A 22,690-nucleotide genomic window follows, 5' to 3' on the forward strand; every position below is an offset into this window, starting at 1 on the left:
TGATATAAAGTGAACTGTCTAGAATAAGCCACTGAAAACAGTTAGTGGGTGAGCTTATATCTATTTTTCTCAATCAATTGGATGGTGTTATGCCTACTAATCAATATTATTTGCAAAGTTTTGAAATTATTGAAGTCACTGGTGAAGATCGACAAATCTTTTTAAAAAGCCAGTTTTCAAATGATATCTCTGCGTTAGAATTCAATGAAGCGTGCTATGCTACTTATAATAACCACAGAGGAAGAGCCATAGCTAATTTTATTGTATGCAATACCGGCGGTAATGTTCTAATTCTTGTCAAAAGGGATCTTATTCCTATTTTGATTCAAAAATTGAATTTGTACAAATTAAGGAGTAAAGTTAACATTCTCCATAGAAATAATAATTCCTATCAAATTACTGGTCATTTTGATAAAACATTAATTCAATCAGTACCTTTTCCTTTAAAGTTTTCTATTGAGTCAAGTAATGAAAGCATTACTATCCCCTGCCCGAATGGTTCACAATTTATTGTTTATGTGAAACCTAAGACTCAAGTAGGAGAAATTATTTTGAATGAAAATGATTGGAATAGTTTTGAGATAACACAAGGTTTTTCTTGGATAACCCAAAGTACCAGTGAAAAATGTGTCGCCCAAATGTTCAATCAAGAGTGGTTAGGTGCAGTAAACTTTAAAAAAGGTTGTTATCCAGGACAAGAAATTATTGCACGATCTCAATATAGGGGGCAAGTTAAAAGAAGGCCTGCTCTTCTTTTCTCATCATCAGATGAATACCTCATTGGTGATATTTTATACCAACAAGAGCAAGAGGTTGGACTAATACTGAATAAAGCACAAATAGGTCAACAGTCCATATATTTAGCCGTCATTAAAATCGATTCAGAACCCTTGTTCTATGGTAATAAAAAAAATAATTTAAATCCTTTAGAATTAAAACAATTGTTTTATTATCAAGAGACAGTCGAATAATTATGAAAACATGGTTTTTTAAACATCCTAATACATTAAAGTTTTTCATTAATGTCTATCCTCCTCTATTTTTTAGTGGTATTAAAGTTATTTCCATTGATCCTGATTTTCATCGTTGCCGTGTTAAATTAAAAAATTGGCCTAGTACTAGAAATGCCAATGGTACTCAATTCGGTGGTAGTCTCTTTTCCATGTCAGACTGTGTATTTGGCATGATGTTGCTTGCAATCTTAGGTGTAGACAAATATTATGTATGGGATAAAAAATCTAAAATTATTTTTAAAAATCCTGGTATTGGGACAGTATATCTAGAGTGCCAAATATCTAACCATCTAGTTACAGAGATTATTGCGAACACCCAAAATGGTAATAAATATTTTCCTACTGTTACTGGCACAGTTTACGATAAAAAAGGCAATGAAGTAGCTACCATTCAAAGAACTTTATATGTTAGACTAAAGCCTGAGTACCGAAAACAAAAAAAAGTCAATAATAATACTGATGACAATCTGGTTCATACTACAAATCCAGTCAGAGAGGATAGGTAATGTTTCAATATCTGCCTAAAAATAAACATATTGTGCGTTGGATTATGAATATATGGCCACCTTTTTTGTTCTCAGGGATTGGTGTTACTGAATTAAGTGATGATTTTAGATATTGTAAAGTAAGACTAAAAAATTGGGCTGCTACTAGAAATGTGAACGGAGCTCAATACGGCGGTAGTCTTTTCGCGATGACTGATCCCATATATGCGATGATGCTGATTCTTCTGTTAGGAGACAAATATTATATATGGGATAAAGAGGCTGAAATTGAGTTTAAAAAACCTGGTATAGGCAAAATATTCCTAGAGTGTAGTATAACAGATAAAATGCTACAAGAAATTTATGAACATACTAGAAATGGTGATAAATACTTTCCTAAGATAACAAGTAATCTTTATGATGAAACGGGAGACACAATTGCCACAACCACTAGAACTTTATATGTTCGATTAAAACCTAAATATAGGCCATCGGATTAGTTGAATTAATAATCATATCTTTTTATAACAACCAAAAGGAACTCAAAAATGTCAAAACAAAAAGAAATGACTTTAAATAACGGATCGCCTGTAGTTGATAATGACAATTCTTTATCTGGAGGTTCTAGAGCACCCTTATTGCTACAAGATCATTGGTTATTAGAAAAAATAGCTCATTTTGATCGCGAGCGTATTCCTGAGCGAGTTGTTCACGCAAAAGGAGTTGGTGCCTTTGGAGAATTTACTGTTACCAATGATATTACTGAATATACTAAAGCCGATATTTTCAGTGAAGTTGGTAAAAAAACTAAGCTACTTGCTCGCATCTCAACAGTGGCAGGTGAGAGAGGTGCAGCTGATGCAGAAAGAGATATTAGAGGCTTTGCCTTAAAATTCTATACACATCAAGGTAATTGGGATTTAGTGGGCAATAACACCCCAGTCTTCTTCATTAGGGATCCACTAAAGTTTCCTGATCTTATTCATACTCAAAAAAGAGATCCTAAAACTAATCTTAGAAATAATGAAGCTGCCTGGGATTATTGGTCACTTAATCCGGAAAGCTACCATCAGGTATTGATCTTGATGAGTGATAGAGGTATCCCCTCCAATGCTAGACAACAACATGGTTTTGGTAGTCATACTTACAGTTTTATTAATAAGCACAATGAGAGATTCTGGGTAAAATTTCACTGGAGAAGTCAACAAGGAATTGACTATTTAACTGATGAAGAAGCCAAAAAAGTAGTGGGAGAAGACAGGGAATCTTCTCAAACTGATCTCTTAAATGCAATTAAGCAAAAAGATTTTCCAAAGTGGAAATTTTATATTCAAATTATGCCTGAAAAAGAAGCCTACGAATGTAAAGTACACCCTTTTGATTTAACAAAGGTTTGGCCTCATAAAAACTATCCTTTGATAGAGGTTGGTGAATTTGAATTAAATGAAATCCCAGAAAATTACTTCCAATCGATAGAATTAGCCGCATTTAATCCAGCCAATATTGTTCCTGGCATTGGGTTTTCACCAGATAAAGTGTTGCAAGGCAGAATTTTTTCTTACGGAGATACACAACGCTATCGTTTAGGTGTTAATCATCAGCAAATTCCGGTTAACACCCCTATTTGTCCATATCATAACACACATAGAGATGGTACAATGCGTGTAGATGGTAATGCAGGAAGCACAATTAACTATGCCCCTAATTATCAAAATGAATATTCTGTCAATACACCACAGGAACCTCCTTTGAAAACAGAAATGGAGGCATTACATTATGACTTCAGAGATTATGATGAGGACTACTTCTCTCAGCCAAAAGCTTTGTACGATATATTCAATGAGGCAGAAAAAGAAAGATTAGCCAAAAATATCGCTACTCATATGAGTTCTGTAAAAAATAAAGCGGTTTTAGAAAGAGCCATCGAGTTGTGGAAAAAAATAGACACAGACTTGGCAAAAAATATTCGAAAAAATCTTGAAAAAAAATAAATCATGACTAGATTTACTAACAAAGAAATCCCATTTAAATCAGGATTTCTTTGTTAGTATTCAACTTTTAAAATCTCTAATTCTTTTCTTCCACCAGGGGTTTCCAATTCAATAATATCACCCACTTCTTTACCGATTAAGCTTCTAGCAATTGGAGACAGGACAGAAATTTTATTCAACTTAATATCTGCTTCATCCTCTCCTACAATTTGATAAGTAGATTTTTCCTCAGTATCCAAATTTTCAATTGTTACAGTTGCACCAAATACTACTTTTCCTTCCTCATTAAATTCCTTAGGATCAATTATCTGAGCGACAGACAATTTATATTCAATTTCACGAATTTTACTCTCAATAAATCCCTGTTTTTCTTTTGCCGCATCGTATTCTGCATTTTCAGACAAATCTCCGTGTGAACGAGCTTCAGCAATGGCTGCAATGACTGCAGGACGCTCAACAGATTTTAACCTTTTTAGCTCAGCTTTAAGCAATTCAGCACCCTTCACTGTCAATGGAACTTTATCCATATTTATTCACCCCTAATTAAAAACTATTACACAGTAAAAAACGAAGCCGCCAAAATGGCGGCCTTACTACCAAAAATCATAGGTTGATTGTAACAAATTACTCATAAAAATACAAAGGTTACCTCCTAAATCAATCAATTTTTATGTACTCAATTTTTATGTGAATTGATATCTTTTAATTGAACATCTTCAAATATTAACCACTCATATCAATCTTCTTTTTAACTAGTGCAATATTGAATCGTATTGAATGCATAACCCAAAAATGTACTTGACTGATTCTAATGATTTATTGAAAATGAGAATTTTTATTGCTTTTTAAGCACCGCCTTTTATAATGTAATGACATCAATTATTATAAAATTTTAATAAAAGGAGTTAATATGTCTTTACCTAATGTTCTTTTCGAAGAGTTTTCTTCTAAAATAAATGATATAATTCAAGGCAATCCCGCTAAGGATATTGAAAAAAATATTAAGTCACTTCTTAGCTCTGCTCTGAACAAAATAGATATTGTCACGCATGATAAATTTGATATCCAACAAAAAATGGTACAAAAGATGGCTATAAAAATAGCCGAATTAGAACAACGTATTAACTTCTTAGAATCTAAACAAAATACAAAAGTAATCAGTCGTAATACCAACAAAATAACGAAACCTAAAACTTTAAAAGCTAAAACAGTCTCTAATACTCAAACAGATAAATAATGGTTAAATAAATCATGGAAAACCTAGCAATCGTTTATAGTAGGGCTTTGCTCGGTTTACATACACCGCTAGTCGAAGTCGAAACTCATTTATCTAATGGATTGGCACAATTCCACATTGTAGGTCTTCCAGAAACAGAAGTAAAAGAAAGTAGAGATAGAGTAAGAGCTGCTATTTTACAAAGTGGTTTTAGTTTCCCTACAAAAAAAATTATTGTTAATCTAGCACCTGCCGAGCTTCCTAAGGAATCTGGGCGTTTTGATTTACCTATTGCCATCAGTATATTAGCGGCATCTGGACAAATTCAAGCAGATTTATCCCAATATGAATTTGCCGGTGAGTTAGCCTTATCTGGGCAACTACGTGCTATCAGAGGTGGTATTTTAATCATGCAGGCTGCCACACAAGATAACAGGGTATTGATTGCACCTCAATCTAATACAATTTACAATGAATTAGCTTCTGGCTTCTCCGCCTTATTTGCTGAAAATCTGACACAAGTCGCTTCACATTTAAACGGTATAGATTCTCTTGTGAAGTGCTCGCTCCAGTCTACTATATTACATTCTAATAGCTATGCTTCATTACCCGATTTAAATGAAGTAAAAGGACATCAAACGGCTAAAAAAGCTTTAGAAATCACTGCTGCAGGTGGTCATAATCTGTTATTAATTGGACCTCCTGGCACAGGTAAATCAATGATTGCAAATAGATTACCTTCTATTTTACCTCCTCTTACATCCAGAGAACTTACAGAAAATATGATGATTTCTTCTCTGCTTTCAGATTTTCAAATAAATCAAAACACATGCCAACGTCCTTTTCGAAGTCCTCACCATAGTGCATCTGCAACTGCAATCATTGGAGGTGGTTCCAATCCCAAACCTGGAGAAATTACATTAGCCCATAATGGTGTATTATTCTTGGATGAGTTACCTGAATTTGATAGAAAAGTGTTAGAAGTTTTAAGAGAACCACTGGAAACAAAACAAATTCATATTTCTCGAGCCACCAGACAAGTCACATATCCCGCCAATTTCCAACTCATAGCAGCAATGAATCCTTGTCCCTGTGGTTTTTACGGACACCCTACCTATACTTGCCATTGTAGCCCTGAACAAGTTAAAAAGTATCAAAATAAATTATCAGGTCCTTTTTTAGATAGGATTGACTTAATGATACATATGCCAGCTATCCCTATAGAAGAAATCCTACAAGAACAGTCACAAATGGAATCCAGTGAAACGATAAGAAAAAAAATTATCAAATGCAGAGAAATACAGTACAATCGTTCCGATAAATTAAATAATGAATTAAGTCCAAAAGAACTTGATAAAAATGCTAGGATAGAAGAAGAATCCAAATCATTTTTGATGAATAATTTGAAGAAGTTAAATTTATCCACAAGGAGTTTTTATAAAATTTTAAAAGTGGCTAGAACTATTGCTGATTTAGAAACATCTGTCACGGTTGAAACCAAGCATATTATACAAGCAATTAGCTTTAGAAGAACTTGATCATAAAATATGTTAAGTATCAAATACATATACAAGATTATTATAATTATTCTATTTTAAAGAGAAAGAAATATGAAAGATTTTGGAAAAAAAATACTTAGTATGATTATTGGTATGGTTATTGCTACATTTTTGATCGTTATATTATTGTGGTTCATTAATAGATCTGTCTTAGAACATGATTTTTCTGCTAAAAAGAAAGATCCCAATATACCTATTGCTACAATTAATATTTCAAAAGATAAACAACAACCTGAGACACTGCATCCTGCTGATTTCAACAATGGAATTAGCTCAAGTGACTTAACAAATAGTCAAATATTTTCCCAAAATAATAATTTCGATCCCACCAGTCATATTGAATATAATTCAGATACTAAACATTACCCTGATTTTGATTTTTCTGAAGTACAAAATAACGATTCCAATAATATTAATAGCAAGACCTCAAATAAGAACAATATCGAAATTCAAGATAAAAATATTAATGTCAACAAACCTGCAAAAAAAATCATACCCCCGGCAAAAGAGCCAAACAATGAGGATACTATTGGCAACTTAATTAATAATATCAATAGTAGAAAAATATCTCAAAGAACAGAGCAAAAAACTGGTACTGGTAAAAAATATAAAGTACAAATTGGTTCCTATAAGACACCGCAAGAGGCTAGTAAACAAAAAGCTCGTCTAATTATGATGGATATTAATTCTACTGTAGTCAAGGTAAATATTAATGGCCAGGACTACTATAGAGTCATGACGATACAACCTGTGTCAAAAGAACAGGCTTATCAAATTAAATCTACACTGAAAAACAAAAATATAGATAGCTTAATTATTTCACAATAACTTAGTATGGAGGATTAATACAATGAAATATCGCCACCTTTTATTGCTAACAAGTGTTACTTTGGCAATCAACTTAAGCTTTGCTAGCTTGAATAACATAAAAGAAGGTAGGGACTATACCATTTTGGAAGACCCTATTGAATCAATTCACCCTGATAAAGTTGAGTTAGTTGAAGTCTTTTCTTACGTGTGTACTCATTGTAAAGACTTTGATCCAATACTAAAAAAATATGAGAGTCATCTAGATGATCCTGATGTGGCTTTTCGGAATATTCATGTCTTTTGGGCACCTGAGTTTTTAAATCTAATTCGACTTAGTGTTGCAGTAGATGAAAATCAGATGACCCAAGTCGCGAATAATTATATTTTTCAAGCAACTTTTAATGATAAAGTTAATTTTTTTGATGAAAAAACTACTATCGAATGGCTTAATAAACAAACTAATTTTGACGGTAAAAAAATTGCACAAAGCTACCAAACACCACATAATAAAAATAAAGCCAAAGATATTTCAATATTATCAAAAAAATATAAATTAGAAACAACACCCAATATTGTTATTGGGGGAAAGTATAAAGTTAGTTTAAATGCTTTAAAATCAGAAACTGATTTAGTCAGAATCCTAGATGGCCTTATCAATTTGTCAAAAAAAGATAAACTACCCATCAATGTGCTCATTAATACTGGTGGAGAATTTGTTCACTTAGCCAATCAATCTAAATAGTCAATAATACATATATTCATTTAAAGAAATACATCATGACATTGATAGACACCATTATCATCGGAATAGTTGAGGGGTTGACAGAATATATGCCAATTTCATCAACTGCCCATATTATTTTTACCTTGAATCTACTTGGTGTACCTGAAGATAGCTTTATTAAAATTCTTATTATTGCTATTCAATTAGGTGCTATTTTAGCGGTTGTTTTTTTATATAGAAATAAATTCTTTGATTTCTCCCGTATCTCTTTTTATTCTAAACTTATTGCAGCTGTCATCCCTGCTCTGGTTTTTGGAACCTTATTTCACTCTAAGATTGAAGCAGTTTTTGATAAACCCGTTTATATTGCTATTGTTCTTATTGTGGGTGGGATTATTTTAATGTTTATAGATCAATATCTTGATAAACCAACAACATATAAAGAAGAAAATATTTCTTATAAACAGGCTCTCATCATTGGCTTCTGGCAATGTTTAGCAATGATGCCAGGTGTTAGTCGCTCAGCTGCTTCTATTATTGGCGGAATACAACAAAAATTATCTCGCACTCTGGCTGCTGAATTTTCATTTTTGTTAGCTGTCCCAACTATGTGTGCAGCAACGGGATTTTCTCTATTTATTAAATCGTGGCCTACCCAAGAAGGAACTCAAAAAGGTTATGAAATCATTACTAGTACACCTGATAATATTAAAATTTTCTTAGTAGGCAGTTTTGTTTCATTGACCATTGCCATTCTTGCGATTAAATTATTTATCGGCTTGATACAAAAATATGGATTCAAACCTTGGGGTTGGTATCGAGTTGTGGTTGGCTTAATATTGCTCTTGGTATTCGGTGTAAAGGATATTTTACAGGGATAATTTTTATGTCAAAACAAATATCTAATTTAACTAAAGCTGAAATATTATCTGAAGCCCTTCCCTACATTAGAAAGTTTTCTAATTCAACAATTGTCGTCAAGTATGGTGGAAATGCGATGATTGATGAAACGCTTAAAAAAAGCTTTGCTAAAGATATTGCTCTACTCAAACTTGTAGGATTTAACCCAGTTGTCGTACATGGGGGAGGCCCTCAAATTAATACTATACTCGAACAAATGGGAAAAAAAGGACAATTTTTTCAAGGACTAAGAATCACTGATAATGAAACCATGTCTGTAGTAAAAATGGTACTAGGGGGTTCTGTCAATAAAGAAATTGTATCCTTAATTAATTTATTTGGAGGCAAAGCCATAGGGATTACAGGTATTGATGGTCATTTTATTAAAGCAAAGAAAATGATACTTAATATCGATCAAGACACCCAAGTTGATATCGGACAAGTTGGACAAATCACTGAAATTAATGCGGATTTTTTATCAAACCTAATCTCTAGTGGTAATATTCCTGTTATTGCACCTATTGGTGTTGGCTCTGATGGGGAAGCCTTTAATATTAATGCTGATATTGTAGCAGGCAAGAGTGCAAGTGCTTTACGTGCAGCCAAACTAATCATGATGACTAATACACCAGGTGTACTGGATAAAGATGGAAATTTATTAACAAATCTAACACCTAACAAAATTGATATATTAATTAAAAATGGTACCCTATATGGAGGCATGTTACCAAAAATAAATGCAGCGCTAGAAGCCGCGAAAGAAGGTAATAATGCTGTACATATTATTGATGGCAGAGTTCCTCATTCCTTACTTTTAGAGCTATTTACAGATGAGGGTATAGGATCAATGATACTTCCCCAGGAGGAGGACAAATAATATGATTTTAGTAACTGGCGGTACTGGCTATATTGGTTCACACACTGTGTTAGAATTAATAAAAAATGGCTACAAAGTTCTTATATTAGATAATCTGTCTAATTCTAATAAAATAGTTCTTTCTAAACTTGAAAAATTAGCCTGTTGTTCTATTGCTTTTATTCAAGGTGATGTAAGAGACAGAGATTTATTAAAACAAATTTTTAAACAATACCCCATCGAAGCGGTTGTTCATTTTGCAGGTTTAAAAGCAGTTGGTGAAAGTATTCAACACCCTTTAAAATATTATGATAATAATGTTATCGGTAGCATTATTCTGACACAAGAAATGCAGATAGCCAATATTAAAAACATTGTATTTTCATCTTCTGCCACAGTTTATGGAACGCCAAACACGGTACCTATTACAGAAAATATGCCTACCGGTAGAACGACAAATCCTTATGGAACATCTAAGTACATGGTAGAACAAATACTCACTGATTTACAACTAAGCACTCAATGGAGTGTAGTACTGCTTCGTTATTTTAATCCAATAGGTGCACATAAAAGTGGCGAAATTGGTGAAGATCCCAACGGTATTCCCAATAATCTGTTGCCCTATATTAGTCAGGTAGCTATTGGGAAATTAAAAAAATTAGCGGTATTTGGAAATGACTATAATACCAAAGATGGCACAGGTATTAGAGATTACATCCATGTAGTAGATCTAGCCAATGGACACATCAAAGCATTACAAAAACACCAAAATGATCCTGGTGTACATATTTATAATTTAGGTACTGGGCAAGGTTATTCAGTTTTAGAAATTATACATGCATTCGAACAAGTAAGCGGGTGCACTATCCCCTATGAAATAGTTGAAAGACGTAGTGGTGATATTGCTACCTGTTATTCAGATCCTAGTTTGGCTAAAAAAAATTTAAACTGGGATACACATAATGATTTGGAACAAATGATACACGATACTTGGAACTGGCAAAAAAACAACCCTAATGGTTATGAGTAATACTCAAATCGTTATTAATGGCGGTATAAATAAATCCATGAAGGCCTAGTTCTCTAAGTTTGGATGCCTCCTGATTTGAAAAATTAATTGCTAATATGGGAATAAATTGCCCCTCAGATAGGACTTCTGTTAATTCCTGAAAACTGTGTTCTGAAGAAATATTCCATATTACGGCGTGTGCCTCTAAAGAAACTCTCATTTCTTCCTTATTCTCTACTACAACAGCTACCCATTCAAAATTAGGTAAACAGCCCAGATTTTCGACATCTTTATGGGAAATATAAATAGACTGTCTTTTATGTGTTGCCTCTTTATAAGGTAGGATCTGAAATTCTTTATTATTTGCTAATAATATCGAGTTACTCAAAAAAAGTACTTCTGGGATTTGCAATGCATTAACAACCGAATGGTTGGCTGGTAATAATTTTTTTTGTGCTAAACTTGGAATATCAACCCACTTCCATTCCTGATTCTCTCTAGGGGTAACTGCTCCACTCCAATTCTTGGGATAGACTCTCCAAAAAAACAGACTCAAATAGACTCGGTCATAAACAACATTTTTTTTCAACCAAGGTGTTGCATAATCAATTTTTAAACCAAGCTCTTCATTAAGCTCTCTTTGTAAAGTTTGAAAACTAGTTTCATAAATCTCCTGTTTTCCACCGGCAAACTCCCAGTACCCTGCATAAGATTTTCCTTTGGGTCTAGTACTGATTAGAACTTGTTTCTTATCATTAAAAATAATAGCTGCTACAACCTTAACTTGTTTTCCATTATTCATATGTTCATCATCATTTTAATAAATTAATACAGACTTTAATTATACTCATATTTAATAATGTATATTATTAACTCATCATAATCATTAAAATACAGTTAAAGTGGATTAACCTAATTGAATAAAAAATGCTAGAATAAAAATACAATAAAAATTAGAGAATAAGCTAATGGTAACAAAATTAAAAGGTTATGATATTGTTATAAATCAGGATTATTTAGATCAAAGCCAGGTAGCTTTGAGTAATATCTCCTCTGAAAAGTTTAAAACATCTATAGATCTCATGTTTAAATATTATCCACAAGATGAAAAAACTGACACTGGAGAACCCCTTATTACTCATTTAATTGAATCTGCAAAAATTGTTAATAACTTAGATTTACATGAAAGATCCATCCTTGCTACCCTTTTTTCTTATTTTCCTAACTATTATCCTAGCAACTGGAAAGAAAAACTTAAACCGTATATTGACGAAGAAACAGAGCTACTTATAGAAGGTCTAAATCAAATCCAAGAATTAACTAATTTTGTTAAGGTAGCTAAATTTACCACTCCTGAGGAGCAAAATAAACAATCTGAATCGATGAGAAAGATGTTATTGGCCATGGTTAATGACATTCGTATCGTATTAATCAAATTATGTATGGCAACCCAAAGTATGGGAAATCTTGCCAATGCACCTCCTAATGTTGATAAAAGAGCTATTGCTAAAGAAACATTAGATATTTTTGCTCCTTTAGCTAACCGTTTGGGTATTTGGCAATTAAAATGGAAATTGGAAGATTTAGGTTTCCAAAATCAAAACCCTGAAGAATATAAAAAAATTGCTACCCTACTAAACGAGAAAATAGATGAACGTTTGGAATATATTAAAAGCTTTACTAATATTCTCAAATCAGAGTTGGAAAAAGAAAATATCAAATGTGAGGTTGCTGGTAGACCTAAACATATCTATTCCATCTACCGAAAAATGAAAAAAAAGAAACTCGAATTTGATGAATTATACGATATTCGAGCTGTTCGTGTATTGGTTGAAACTATTCCCCAATGCTATAACACGTTGGGTATTGTTCATAGTTTATGGAAGCCGATTTCTGGTGAATTTGATGATTACATCTCTAATCCAAAACCTAATGACTACAGAAGTTTGCATACAGTTATTATTGGGCCTCAAAATAAAGGTGTTGAAGTTCAAATTAGAACATTTGAAATGCATGATTTTGCTGAGTTTGGAATAGCTGCTCACTGGAGATATAAAGAAGGTGGAAAGGAGGATTCCTCCTATGAGAAAAAAATAGCCTGGTTACGACAATTACTCGAGTGGCGAGAAAATGTGTCTGAGACAGATAAACCAAACTTGGCTAATGCCTTTAGAACAGAGCTGTTTAAAGATACAATTTATGTATTAACGCCTATGGGAAAAGTATTATCTCTACCTAATGGTTCTACACCCATTGACTTTGCCTATGCTTTACATTCAGACATTGGTAACCTTTGTCGTGGCGCTAAGGTAAACGGACATATCGTCCCCTTATCTACACCACTAGAAAATGGCCAACGTGTAGAAATTATCACCTCTAAAGATGGTCATCCTTCTGTAAACTGGTTATATGAAGGATGGGTTAAGAGCCCTAAAGCAGTTTCAAAAATACGATCGTTTATTCGAAAACAGAATATTGAGTCTGTCAAAGAGGCAGGAAAAACCTATCTAGAAAAAGAGCTCTATAAACTTAATCGAAGACCTAGTTTACAAGACCTAGTAGACTATTTAGAATACAAATCGTTAGATGATTTATATGTTGCCATTGGCAACGGAGAACTAACAAATAAACAGCTACAAAAATCAATTCGTACTATCAATTCTAAAAATGAAACAATCATTGAGGTTCAATCCAAACCTGTAATTAAAGCCAGTCAATCAAGAAAAGTTGGTGATGGTGGCGTACTCATTAATGGCCAATCAGGCTTACTATCAGTATTTGCTAAATGCTGTAAACCTGCGCCACCGGACGACATTATTGGTTTTGTAACGCGTGGTAGAGGAATCTCTATCCATAGAAAAAACTGTGAAAGTTTCCAGCATTTGGCTAAAAAATATCCAGAAAAAGTATTGAGTGCACAATGGGGAAATTTAGATAAGAATAGTGACGTATTCTCTGTTGATATCGAGATATTAGCTCAAGATAGGAGTGGTTTGTTAAGAGATATTTCTGATACTTTTTCACGTAACAAAATTAATGTGACTGGTGTTCAAACCCATACTGGTGGTACCACTGCTAAAATGAAATTTACAGTCGAAATAAAACAAGTGTCAGACTTGCCCAAAGTGTTGGCTTCTTTAGGTAATATTGAAGATGTTTTTGAAGTTCATCGAATTTAACATATAACTAATTCGTTCATTATAGAAAAATAACCTACTGATATTCAACTATTAGTTCACACGAGAAATCTTGAAATAAAATATATCATTTAGATATCAAATAATTTTGATCAATACCTATGCCCATCAAAAATTTATAAATTTACTAAATTAACCAGTAAGTTAATTTAATAGTACCAAGAAATATTCTAATTAAATGATATTTTAAAAAGTAGATGATGAAAAATATACATTTATCTTTCCTGTAGTACTTAACTGATTTCTAACCCAGATAATGAGCCTAAGCTAAGATTCATAACCAATTAATTCATTTTGATATCTATACAGAAATACCTTTGACAACAAATCAGCATTATTGATAATATTGACTCGCTTTAAGACTTTTATCCCTTAACAATTGATGATTTATAAATACATTGGAACCGCAATATGACAAATAAGATCAGTAGAAAAAATATTACTCAATTAACAGTTTGTGTTGTGTTAGCTTGTCTACAAAATGTAGATTTCGCCGAAGACAATACTATTAAAAATATTCCAAATGTTCTTCTTTCTGCCAAAGAAGGAATCAAATTTGCCAAGAAGAGAATCAATGAATGGTCGATAGGTGTCTTTCACCCTGACTATATTCCCAATTTCCCTCAAGAAAATTATCTTACTCAATTATCCAATTATGAGTTCAAGCAGTTAGTTACATTTGGCGATAGTCTAAGTGACAAAGGAACTCATACTCGTTCTACCATGTTTCTAGCAGGGGGTTATCATTCAAAACTTTATAATGATTATCTTAGTGAACATTACACAGGTAAAAGCTCAATTCCTAATAGTTATGGAGGAGTTGACTATGCTCAAGCAGGCTCTGGTTATGAAAATAGAGGCGATAATCTGTATTTGAGATACCAAATTGATCAATATCTCAGAGACTTTGGTGGAGTAGCAAATCCAGAAAATATTTACATCTTGAATGCTGGTGGTATGGATATTAGTAGATCATTGGCTGAAAATTATATGAATTTCATTAATGGTTCTTATCAATTAGACGGAGAATTTTATACATTGGATAATGCTCCCAAAATCGTAGCTGATGATGTACTTTATCTCAGAGACAAAGGCGCCCAATATATTATGGTTTCCAATGTACCAGACGCTAGCTTGGCGCCTTACACACCTCTCATTCCTGTTGAATTTATAAGTAGTATGCTAGATAAGTTTTATCTACCGGATTTTGGTATTATTACACATGTGGGGAAACTAAGTGACAACTATTTAAGAAATCCAGCTAATCAAATTCCAGGTACAGGAAAAGAATTTATTCGTGCCAATGGCATTCATACCCTACAGTCTATATTATGGTTTATTCCTCATTTAGATATTATTAACATTTATGATTTCCTTGTAAAAATACAAAGGACGCCAACTGACCAATTTAATCGTTCACTCGAGGCAGAATTGAATAAAATTGGGGGTGATATAATTTTCTTTGATGCTAAGAAGCTAATGGATGAAATAGTCGATAATTATAGAAACTATGGTCTTGACGAAATTCTTGTCCCAACATGTGACTTAGGTTTTTCATCAAGATATTGCGATTACGATTCTGATCATTATCACAAAGACAAGTCCTATGTATTTGGTGACTGGTTTCATCCAAGCCCTGAGGTTCATTCTATCATTGCTCAATACATCCAATCCATATTTGATGCACCACTATACGTTACTGCCATTAGTGAACACTTTTCTAATATTAATTTAACCAAAAATAACTTCTTAGAGAGTCAATTGTTTAGTCTCAAAAAACTTGCCCAGAAAGAATTAAACGTCTGGCATGTCATTACAGGTTACTCTGGTTTAATAAATTATAAAAACTATGAAACTCACCGTTTAGAATCTAAAAAAACCTATACTCATAATATCAATATTGGTGCTTACGTATTGACATCACCAGAAATGGTACTGGGTTTTATGTTGACGACTAGTTTTGGAAAACAAAAACCTTTTAGTAATTTTAGATTTAGTCATTTTGCTGAAAATCTAACATTATTCTCACAATGGTCTAATAATAAAGGATTATGGTTTGATAGCATGCTTGATTTTGGCTACATGAGAGTCAAAGACATTCAAAGGCATATTCAACTGGGTGCACACCAACGTACAGAAAAAAGCAATTCTACTGATGCTTATGCTTTTGGTACAAACATTAAAAGTGGTTTTGATTGGATCAATAAGGATACCTTTCAATCTGGCCCACAAGCTACTTTAAATTTAAGTCGTATCAATATTAAAAATTTTAGGGAAAATGGTGATAGCAGTACTGCAATGCACTTTAAGTCTCATTATAAAAATGATTTTTATGTGGCAAGTGGTTGGTATATCAACAGTAAAGACTATTATATCGGCAACATCCCAACTAGTTTCAGAGCTGAAATTAACTATAATCACACCATAGGTTCAGAAAAAACAAAAATAAAAGGTGCTATTAACTCTACACTAACATCTTTTACTAGAAAATTGAACAATCCTAAACATTGGATTAACATTAAATTGGATGCTAACTTCAAAATCAATCAATCAGGAATGATCAACACCAATCTAAACTTTATTTCAGACGATGATAAAAATAGGAAACTCAATTATGGGATTGGCTACCATTATAAATTCTAACTCCATACTTCTGTGACCATTTTAATAATTATGTTTTTTTTAAGGAATATGAATGCAATTAGCAAAAATTACTAGAATCATTTCGACAATCATAGGAATGAGTGTTATTAGTGCTCATGTCACTCTTGCTGGTATTAATATCTATGAATACGTAGAAAAACCTAAAAAAAGTGAATTTGACAATGTAGTTATTTTTGGCGATAGTTTATCTGATGCCAATTATATTGATAAATCTCGATATGTGGCCGGAGGACCTGGTTACCCAGGTTATTTTGATGTTATCTCTCAATACTTCTCCAATAAACCATCTCAGTTTGTTAAGTATAATGGGACTAACTATGCAATATCTGCATCAATTGCACCTCGGGTATACGAACAAGTGGAACGATATTTAGCAGATAATAATGGACATGCAAATAAAAATAATTTACATGTATTGTGGTCTGGCGGTTCTGATGTGAACGTAAGTATTATTTTAAATCTTTTTACAATACCATTCTATGATTTTAATCAATTGGAATATAACCTTTATGATCACAGTCAATCTAGTCCAACTCAAATAATTAGTGATAGTGCTAGATTACTTTTGGATCATGGGGCGCCTTATGTCATCATGCCTAATGTTCCTAATGCAGGGTATGCACCAATCACTAGTTTGACTCATGTTGATATCGTTGTAACTTTGTTGTATGGACTCCTACCTCCTCCATTAAATAGAACACTCGGCCTGCAAATTCGTAAAGACTATGGTGATTTTTTGGATAAGAGGCTAAGAAGCCTGCCCCAAGGTCAAGGTCATGATTTCTTAGTTAATCGTAATATTGATTTATTACAAATACAGTTTCCTCTTATTCCTAGACCTATTTTAGAGGCTTTGTTACATATTGTCATCAATATGCAAACAAGTATTACTAGACAATTCAACTACTCTACTATAAAAGCCTTAATGCCATTAAATGGGCAAATAGTCTATATAGATGCCGCTGGGATGTTTGATGAATTGATTGATAATGCTGTTGGTTGGCATGTAGAAAGTATGAATTTAACACCTTGTTTAGTCAGTTTTCCTTCTGCTCATTGTAACGAAGAAGATGGTATTTTTTACAATGACCGACGTTATATGTTTGGTGATTGGTTCCATCCGAGTTGGGAAACGCATGTTTTAATTGGGCAGTATATTATTTCTGTTTTGACGGCACCAGACCAAGTGGCTTCAATTGTAAAACAACTCGCTAACCTAAATTACAGTAATCAATCTTATTTACAAGCTTACCTAACTGGATTACGTTCTGATTTATCACAACAGGAAAGTGGATGGTCTGTATTTGGCGGTTATTCTGGATTATACGATATACCCAATTCTTATGTCGGTAGTTCTAAAAATACTTATACCAATATATTGACTATTGGCTTGAACTATCAATATTCGCCTTATCTTAGTATGGGTGCATTATTTGCATTAAGTCACGGAAAGCACAAGCCTTATAAAGATTTTACCTATAAGCAAAGTAGCCAAAATATTATTTTTTATAGTCAATGGCTTGATCATTTGGGAAGATATTGGTTGAACACTGATATCAATTTTGGTTATTTAAATGCTAGAAATATTCAAAGATCTTTAAGGCTTGGTGAAATTGTTCGTATTGAACCTGCTAACTCAACTAATAGTAAAATATATGGATTGAACATTCGCGGTGGTTGGAATCTATGGATCAACAATGAAGATGAGACATTGCAAATGGGGCCATTATTAGGTCTTAGCTACAATCATTATAAATTCAAAGGATTCCAGGATAAATATAACCATATGACTTCTATGCGATTCGGGGATGCACGATACAATCAGGCTTATGCTACCCTAGGTTGGTACGTCAATACCCGTAAATTTGAAATTAGTGATAAGCCCACTAATTTATCTGCAGAAATTACTTATGGCCAAAATTTTAAAAATAAAGATTTTAAAATATCTTCAGGAATTAAGGCATCGCCACTTTACTTTAATAAGAAAGTTGAGCTAGCAAACTATAGCAGATGGGTCGAGATAAACTCAAACCTTAATGTTACCTTGAATAAGGCAACTACCCTAAATACTGGGTTAGGTTTCAAATTCAATAATAAGAAAAATAAAAATATACAATTGTCTATCAATATTCAACATAAATTTTAATTTCGAGCTATGATAAAAAAACCAGTTGTATAACTGGTTTTTTTATCTTTAAATTTTACTTAAAATAATCTAGTTTCTTTACTTGATAGATATCTGTAACTTATTCAGATGTCATTACCTATCTATTCTCACACTTTAAAACATTCGCTCCATAACATACTAATACTTCATCATTATCCCTTACTTGATCATCTCTGTGTCAAGATAAAGAACGTTTTGTACCCCCTATGAATAAACTTGTACACTCGATATTGATTATCCAATTTAAAAAATAAATAGGAATGAAATCAATTAGGATCAAAATAAAAAGGTATTTCGAAAACATTGAAGTTAAAGATCGTAGTATAGGAATTATAGAACACAAATAATCTTTAGTTACAAACTTATCAATGATCTCTTTACTCAAACCTGTGTTAATGATTGAATATTTTTAATTGTGCCCTGCTCAAAAAACATAATATCTGTAGCACATTGCCGTATAAATTCTGGATCATGGGTAGCAATAACAATTATTCGGTTATATGCAATACTTTGAATGATCTGAGCAACATCTAACATACTTTGATAATCGAGGCCACTGGTTGGTTCATCAAATAAAATAATAGGCTTTTCACTGGCAATAGCAGAAGCGACAGCCAAACGTTGTTTCTGCCCGCCTGACAAATTCATGGGATGTACCTTAATAAAATCTGATAAATTCAAAGCTTGTAAAATAGATAAAGCTCTATCTTTTTTTTGCTCAAGAGGTAATTTTAATTTCCTCATACTCAACAAAACTTCACTCAATAAAGATTCAGTAAATAACTGATGATTTACATCTTGCATAACCAAATAAGCCAATCGAGACATGTATTTTGCCTTGACTGATTTTCGATGCCATTCTAACTGTCCTACAGAATGATTAAGCCCTGCTAATGATTTTAAAAAAGTAGACTTCCCTTCACCATTATTTCCGACTAATGCATAAATATGCTGATTATGTAATGTGATATTTTTAATGGTAATAATAGGCTTATTCTTTTTACTAAAATATTGCAATTCTTTAATCGATAAAAAACCAGTTGCTTTACTATCCACCATCAACTGTTGAGCATATTGATTTTTAGCTAACAAATCAATCTCTTGTAAACTTCTCGCTCTTAACCCTAATTGATTATATTCGTCTAGTGGCAATTCAAATAGTTCCTGAGGAGTAAAGATCATATCAATTCGTCCCTGATTAAGATAAATAATATGATCTGCTATATCTAACAAATAGTATAAACGATGCTCTGAAATGATAAGGGTTTTTCCTTTATCTTTCCAACGCTTTAATACTATTCTTAACTCTTGAATACTTTTAGCATCTAAATTGGATGAGGGCTCATCTAATACAATAATGTCTGGTTCCAAACACGAAACACTGGCACAAGCTATTTTTTGAGCTTCTCCACCTGATAAACTAAAAATGGAACGATCCATTAACTCATGGATACCAAATTCTTGAATAACCTGATTTCGTTTTTGTAAAATGAACTCTTTGGATAATCCTTTATTTTGACAAGCAAAAGTCAACTCATCACTCGTATTTAAATTAAAAAACTGAGCTTTAGGATTTTGAAAAACACTACCAACTTGGGCACTAATATCAGCAACCGATTTTTGTAATATATTTTCCTGATATATAAAAATATTACCCGATAAAGCCCCGTCATAAAATTCTGGAATTAACCCATTAATTAAACGAGTGATGGAGGTTTTACCACATCCACTCTTGCCACATAAAAGTACTACAGAACCTCTAGAAATGGATAAATTAACATTATCTAGGGCTAGATGATTCGCACCTTGATATTCAAAATTAACTTTCTGGATCTCAATATGATGCATGCTCAAACTATCCACGCATAAATAAATAATACCCAAGTGACGAAACAAAGTATTAAAATTAGGTAATCCAAAATACTCAATTGTGTATCTTCTAACATAATGGTTCTAGTTGTAGTTGGACGGGGAGTCAAACCCTTAGTCATAGCAGCAATCGATAAATCTTCCGCAATTCTAACTGAACTCATAATCAGTGGGATTAATAAAAAATGAATTGATTCGAATGGATGGAAAATGAAATTACAACCACTTAATCCACGCATTTTCATGGCCATCATAATAGATTTTTTTTCCTCTCCAAAAGTAGGAAAAAATCTAAAAATGACCACAATAGGAATAACAAACAACATTGGAACTTTAATTTTTTGTAAAGCAAAAATTATTTCATTCACCTCAGTTGATTTTACTAGATGATACCCCAGTGCAAAAGCAGGTAAAACTTTTAAGGTAAAAAATGACATGAACACTAGAACGGTAAACATAGTCGATAAAACAGGATTAGCTTCCAAATAAGCTAAATTTGAAAAGTTAATAAATTGATACTTAACTAAAAATATCAAACTTCCTATAAGTAAACTGTATATCAATGTGCCTTTGTACCGTTTGTCAACCAACAAAACGACTATTGGTACTAAAAATAAAAACCAGTACCATCCACTAAAAAACTGTTCTAAATAACGAGCTACCAAAACAGTTCCTAAAGTAATAACTAGTAACAATTTGGTACAGACATCAATAGAGAAATAATATTGCAAATTACCTATCCCCATCCCTTTATTATTTTAAAACAGATACTTTATGCAATATAGTACGCCCCCAATAAATACCTAACACAGCACCTAAAAGAGTTGTTATCAATACAATTGGTAAATTCCAAACAGACATTACTTGCATGACACTTTGTGTAAATTTTGTACCCATTTTAGCAAATGTTGGATCTCGATTAAATGCATCAACGAAAAGGTATAATTGAATTGTAATAGACATCACCCATAAGGAGAAAATAGCATAACTAAGAATCTGATACTTCCACTGTCGATGATGATTTTTGAGTACCAAATCTGCTGAACAACCAAATATAGGTCCTATTAATACATAAGAACCATGCCCAAACAACATAATGGTGACAGATAACAAAACGGAGAATATTGTAATAATACCAAATTTAGGTGCCTTAGTAACTAACAAAAGATAAACAACCCCCTCAAAAAGAGCTAAAAAAACAGAAATAAAAGGATAAGTCAAAGGGGTCAACATAACAGCCATGTGCACAACAATTAGAAAAATAAAAAAATAAAAAATAAAACATATTCCCAGAATAATTAAATCTTGCACAGTAATCGTTTGAATATTTCTTTTCATTTGCTTAGTATGGTGGCTATAATCAGGTAGAGATTGTAACTTAAAACAGTAAATAATGATAATTATTCCACTAATTCTTTTACTAGAAAACCGCTCTATGGTAGATTATGATGAATTCAAAGAAACTATTTGATTATTTTAAGTTGCTATTGCTTGGAAACAATAGTTTTGATTTGTGTGAATTTACCCATATTTGAAAATACTAATAAGAATTAGGAGTGATACCTGTTAGAACCAGTGGAATTATCCAAGGTATGTGAAATATTCCAGCACAAACAATATTACTATTTTAAGTATTTACAAAAACGTACTTCAATTGACACATGGAGTAATTATTGTCTTACATCACCAAAATTAGAACATGAGAGATCTATGGTCTGATTTCATAAGTAGTTTAAAACTCAAGTGTCACAATACTTATTGCGAAAAAATTTAAATTATCAAAACATGTTTCTGTTGATAGGTTTTGAGACAAGAGATGTTTTGGCGGGGATCTAAAAAGGTTTTATGTAGATAAAAAAATTGATTTTTAATCGAGATATTTTTGTTGTGCACTACCTAAATCAGTTAAAGAAGCAAAACAAGGGATTTTACAAAAATTCAAACCAAATAATAAAAAAAGAAACTAAAAAACATATAAAACTTTTATGTGTTTTTAATTAATAAGCAATATGCTTGCAATCAATTAATGGGAGATACCAAAGAAACGTAAGATTTAAGTATATTTATGGAGGATCTCAATCAAATACAGACTAGGATACGGAATGCTAAAGTAATCTTGATAGGTTGTGGAGGTATAGGAAATATTATCTAAAATCGGCTCATGAGTTATAGAGTTGGTAAATAATATTGGTTGATGATACTGTTATAGAAATAACAAATTTAGCTAGAC

19 protein-coding genes are annotated in these 22,690 nt (G+C 32.5%); 14 read left to right on the forward strand and 5 right to left on the reverse strand.

Translation table 11 applies throughout. From position 1 onward, the window contains the following. Positions 1-89 precede the first annotated feature (89 nt). From GKC53_01815 to GKC53_01830, 4 genes are read left to right on the forward strand one after another with little or no spacing between them, the layout of a single operon-like run. Positions 90-971, forward strand: a complete 882-nt coding sequence (locus GKC53_01815; GenBank protein ID QRN40893.1) for a folate-binding protein — start codon at positions 90-92, stop codon at positions 969-971. 2 nt (positions 972-973) lie between these two features. Beyond that, positions 974-1,519: a DUF4442 domain-containing protein gene (locus tag GKC53_01820; GenBank protein ID QRN40894.1), complete on the forward strand. Its 546-nt coding sequence runs from the start codon at positions 974-976 to the stop codon at positions 1,517-1,519. Next, positions 1,519-1,998, forward strand: a complete 480-nt coding sequence (locus GKC53_01825) for a DUF4442 domain-containing protein (protein ID QRN40895.1) — start codon at positions 1,519-1,521, stop codon at positions 1,996-1,998. The genes GKC53_01820 and GKC53_01825 overlap by 1 nt, the downstream gene beginning before the upstream one ends. A 48-nt stretch (positions 1,999-2,046) precedes the next feature. Continuing rightward, positions 2,047-3,489 carry a catalase gene (locus GKC53_01830; GenBank protein ID QRN40896.1) on the forward strand — a complete coding sequence of 481 codons (1,443 nt, stop codon included), beginning with the start codon at positions 2,047-2,049 and terminating at the stop codon, positions 3,487-3,489. 53 nt (positions 3,490-3,542) lie between these two features. On the opposite strand, the gene greA is transcribed toward GKC53_01830, so the two are convergent. Further along, the gene (gene greA / locus GKC53_01835; protein QRN40897.1) at positions 3,543-4,016 is read right to left on the reverse strand and encodes a transcription elongation factor GreA; all 474 of its coding nucleotides are present in this window, start codon (positions 4,014-4,016) and stop codon (positions 3,543-3,545) included. A gap of 383 nt (positions 4,017-4,399) precedes the next feature. On the opposite strand from greA, the gene GKC53_01840 reads away from it, so the two are divergent. From GKC53_01840 to galE, 7 genes are all read left to right on the forward strand, one after another. Beyond that, entirely contained in the window at positions 4,400-4,726 is a 327-nt protein-coding gene (locus tag GKC53_01840) for an accessory factor UbiK family protein (GenBank protein QRN40898.1), read from the forward strand. Positions 4,727-4,740: 14 nt separating this feature from the next. Beyond that, positions 4,741-6,243: a YifB family Mg chelatase-like AAA ATPase gene (locus GKC53_01845; GenBank protein QRN40899.1), complete on the forward strand. Its 1,503-nt coding sequence runs from the start codon at positions 4,741-4,743 to the stop codon at positions 6,241-6,243. A 72-nt stretch (positions 6,244-6,315) separates the two neighbouring features. Next, positions 6,316-7,092: a hypothetical protein gene (locus GKC53_01850; protein QRN40900.1), complete on the forward strand. Its 777-nt coding sequence runs from the start codon at positions 6,316-6,318 to the stop codon at positions 7,090-7,092. A gap of 22 nt (positions 7,093-7,114) precedes the next feature. Continuing rightward, positions 7,115-7,816 carry a thioredoxin domain-containing protein gene (locus GKC53_01855; GenBank protein ID QRN40901.1) on the forward strand — a complete coding sequence of 234 codons (702 nt, stop codon included), beginning with the start codon at positions 7,115-7,117 and terminating at the stop codon, positions 7,814-7,816. A gap of 35 nt (positions 7,817-7,851) precedes the next feature. Beyond that, complete coding sequence (locus GKC53_01860) at positions 7,852-8,679, forward strand: UDP-diphosphatase (GenBank protein QRN40902.1); 828 nt, start codon at positions 7,852-7,854, stop codon at positions 8,677-8,679. 5 nt (positions 8,680-8,684) lie between these two features. After that, on the forward strand, positions 8,685-9,575 hold the full coding sequence (gene argB, locus GKC53_01865; protein ID QRN40903.1) for an acetylglutamate kinase: 891 nt from the start codon (positions 8,685-8,687) through the stop codon (positions 9,573-9,575). 1 nt (position 9,576) lies between these two features. Next, positions 9,577-10,584 (forward strand): UDP-glucose 4-epimerase GalE, encoded by a 1,008-nt coding sequence (galE, locus tag GKC53_01870; protein QRN40904.1) that lies wholly within the window; start codon positions 9,577-9,579, stop codon positions 10,582-10,584. Here the strand turns inward: galE and GKC53_01875 are convergent. Then, positions 10,568-11,365 carry an NUDIX domain-containing protein gene (locus GKC53_01875; protein QRN40905.1) on the reverse strand — a complete coding sequence of 266 codons (798 nt, stop codon included), beginning with the start codon at positions 11,363-11,365 and terminating at the stop codon, positions 10,568-10,570. The genes galE and GKC53_01875 overlap by 17 nt on opposite strands. A 166-nt stretch (positions 11,366-11,531) precedes the next feature. Between GKC53_01875 and GKC53_01880 the strand changes: the two genes are divergently transcribed. The 3 genes from GKC53_01880 (at position 11,532) to GKC53_01890 (ending at position 18,570) form a co-directional block, all read left to right on the forward strand. Then, complete coding sequence (locus GKC53_01880) at positions 11,532-13,742, forward strand: RelA/SpoT family protein (GenBank protein QRN40906.1); 2,211 nt, start codon at positions 11,532-11,534, stop codon at positions 13,740-13,742. A 429-nt stretch (positions 13,743-14,171) separates the two neighbouring features. Continuing rightward, positions 14,172-16,403 carry an autotransporter domain-containing protein gene (locus tag GKC53_01885; GenBank protein QRN40907.1) on the forward strand — a complete coding sequence of 744 codons (2,232 nt, stop codon included), beginning with the start codon at positions 14,172-14,174 and terminating at the stop codon, positions 16,401-16,403. A gap of 52 nt (positions 16,404-16,455) precedes the next feature. After that, positions 16,456-18,570 (forward strand): hypothetical protein, encoded by a 2,115-nt coding sequence (locus tag GKC53_01890; protein ID QRN40908.1) that lies wholly within the window; start codon positions 16,456-16,458, stop codon positions 18,568-18,570. Between the two features lie 402 nt (positions 18,571-18,972). Here the strand turns inward: GKC53_01890 and GKC53_01895 are convergent, their stop codons facing one another. From GKC53_01895 to GKC53_01905, 3 genes are read right to left on the reverse strand one after another with little or no spacing between them, the layout of a single operon-like run. Further along, positions 18,973-20,439, reverse strand: coding sequence for an ATP-binding cassette domain-containing protein (locus GKC53_01895; protein QRN40909.1), 1,467 nt, complete (start codon positions 20,437-20,439; stop codon positions 18,973-18,975). A gap of 2 nt (positions 20,440-20,441) precedes the next feature. Further along, positions 20,442-21,206, reverse strand: a complete 765-nt coding sequence (locus tag GKC53_01900) for a hypothetical protein (protein ID QRN40910.1) — start codon at positions 21,204-21,206, stop codon at positions 20,442-20,444. A gap of 7 nt (positions 21,207-21,213) precedes the next feature. Continuing rightward, entirely contained in the window at positions 21,214-21,798 is a 585-nt protein-coding gene (locus GKC53_01905) for an MptD family putative ECF transporter S component (protein ID QRN40911.1), read from the reverse strand. Positions 21,799-22,690: the final 892 nt, after the last annotated feature.

The organism is Neisseriaceae bacterium, from assembly GCA_016864895.1.
Lineage (GTDB): Bacteria > Pseudomonadota > Gammaproteobacteria > Burkholderiales > Neisseriaceae > QFNR01.